Genomic DNA, 1,991 nt, shown 5'->3' with positions numbered 1-1,991 from the left:
CCGCTCCGGCCGCGACGACGCCGGCCCCCGCGAGGAGGTGCCGCGCGTCCGAGCCCGGCGGCGATCTGTCCGCCGAGCCGTCCCCCGAACCGCCGGATGGCGACTGATTGATCCCGATGGTCTGCATGGGCGACTTTGCCCCCCGAAGCGCCGGATGCCGGGCTTCAATGTCGCGCAGCTTCCGGGCCGCCGTCAAGATGCGCCCTGCGCCCCGGCCGGTGTGCGGTGACCTCCGTCGCGGCCTCGCCCGATGGTGCAACTCGACGGAATCTCGAGGGTTCTGACGTCTCCTCAGATCTGGTGCCTCGTCAGGGTGCGCACGGGTCTACGGGCGTAGCGCGGGTGCGACGAGGGTAAGACAGTTCTGACATGAACCTGCCGTGAAGCCGCGGGGAATGTTGACGGCGGTACTTCCCGGTAACTACGAGGCGTGGTACCAAAGTTGTCGCAGAGATCCTGCTAAGGGAGGCTTCATGAGACGTTTCCGTATTGCGGCTTATGTGTCATCGCTCCTCTTCGCCGCGACCGCGGTCCTCACCGGGGCCGCGACCGCACAGGCCGCGGGTACCGGCTACGTGGCACTCGGCGACTCCTACTCCTCCGGAGTGGGCGCCGGCAGCTACGACAGCGGCAGTGGCGACTGCAAGCGCTCCACCAAGGCCTACCCGGCCCTGTGGGCGGCAGCTCACGCACCCTCCACCTTCAGCTTCGTGGCCTGCTCCGGCGCGGTCACGGGGGACGTGCTGAACAACCAGCTCGGCCCGCTGAACTCCTCCACAGGGCTGGTCTCCCTGAGCGTCGGAGGCAACGACGCCGGCTTCGCCGACGTCATGACCACCTGTGTGCTCTACTCCGAGTCCACCTGCGTCGACCGCGTCAACCAGGCGCGGGCGTACGTCACCTCGACCCTGCCCGCCAAGCTCGACGCGGTGTACCGCGCGATCAAGGCCAAGGCCCCGTCCGCCCGGGTCGTCGTCCTCGGCTACCCGCGCTTCTACCAGCTCGACGGCTCCTGCCTCGCGGGACTGTCCGAGACCGAGCGGTCCGCCATCAACGGCGCCGCCGACCTGCTCGACACCACGATCGCCGGCCGCGTCTCCGCCGCCGGCCTCACCTTCGGCGACGTGCGCGGCACCTTCACCGGGCACGAGATCTGCTCCGGATCCGCCTGGCTGCACAGCGTCAACTGGACGAACATCGGCGAGTCCTACCACCCGACCGCCGCCGGACACTCGGGCGGCTACCTGCCCGTCCTCACCTCCAAGGCCTGAACCGGCCCGACCCCGCACCGTCCCCGCTGAACAGCGCCGCAGCACCGCCGCACGGACAGGCCCTAGGCCCTGTCTTCAGGTGAACCCGTGGTGGCCCCGCTCGTCGGGGTCACCACGTCGCACGTCACGGAGTACGCCACCGGGTTGGAACGCGCCTCGACCGGGCCGTCCACCTCGACCGCGATCCGGTCGTGCCGGGTCGCGCCCTGCTCGTACCCGGTCTCCGTCGTCCCGACCGTGCGGCTGCGCGGGCCGCCCGCCGTGAAGTCCAGGGTCCGCCAGCCCGGATCCGAGGGCTTCCCCTCGTCGAGGACCCAGCGGAAGCGGACCTTCGCCGGGGTGTGCCCCACCGTGATCGTCGCCGTGAACGCCGGAGCCTGCGCGGCCGGCGGCGGACACGGGCCCGAGTAACTGCCGCGCACCGCGTGCGCGCTGACCCGCACCGTCTGAACCGGCGTCGTCGTGTGACCGCCCCCGCCGCCCGGGGTGCCGCCCCCGTCCCCGGTCGCACTGTCCGAGGGGCCGCCGCCGTCCGAGGGGCCGCCCGCCTTCCCGCCCGTGTCACCCCCGCCGCTCGCGCCCGAACTGCCGCCCGTGGCGCTGCCGTTCGCCCCGCCGGACCCGCCGCCGCTCCCGTCGTCACGGTCGAGCAGGACGTACGCCAGCGTGCCGATCGCGAGCAGCAGCACCACCAGGCCTGCCGCGAGGGCGAGCGGGAAC

General features: G+C 72.0%; 1 protein-coding gene and 1 pseudogene. One reads left to right on the top strand and one right to left on the bottom strand.

The window, feature by feature from the left end; translation table 11 throughout:
- Nucleotides 1–473 precede the first annotated feature (473 nt).
- Complete coding sequence (locus GTW43_RS20740; protein ID WP_161303517.1) at nt 474–1,271, top strand: SGNH/GDSL hydrolase family protein; 798 nt, start codon at nt 474–476, stop codon at nt 1,269–1,271.
- 62 nt (nt 1,272–1,333) lie between these two features.
- On the opposite strand, the pseudogene GTW43_RS20735 reads toward GTW43_RS20740, so the two are convergent.
- Nucleotides 1,334–1,991, bottom strand: a pseudogene (locus tag GTW43_RS20735) (serine/threonine protein kinase); the annotation flags it as partial.

The sequence above is a fragment of the Streptomyces sp. SID5785 genome (assembly GCF_009870065.1).
GTDB lineage: Bacteria > Actinomycetota > Actinomycetes > Streptomycetales > Streptomycetaceae > Streptomyces.
Note: the sequence above shows the minus strand (reverse complement) of the source record. Positions and strands in the feature narration are given on the sequence as shown.

Coding starts and splice junctions, on each gene's coding strand:
- GTW43_RS20740 (WP_161303517.1), top strand. CDS start 474: ATGAGACGTTTCCGTATTGCGGCTTATGTGTCATCGCTCCTCTTCGCC.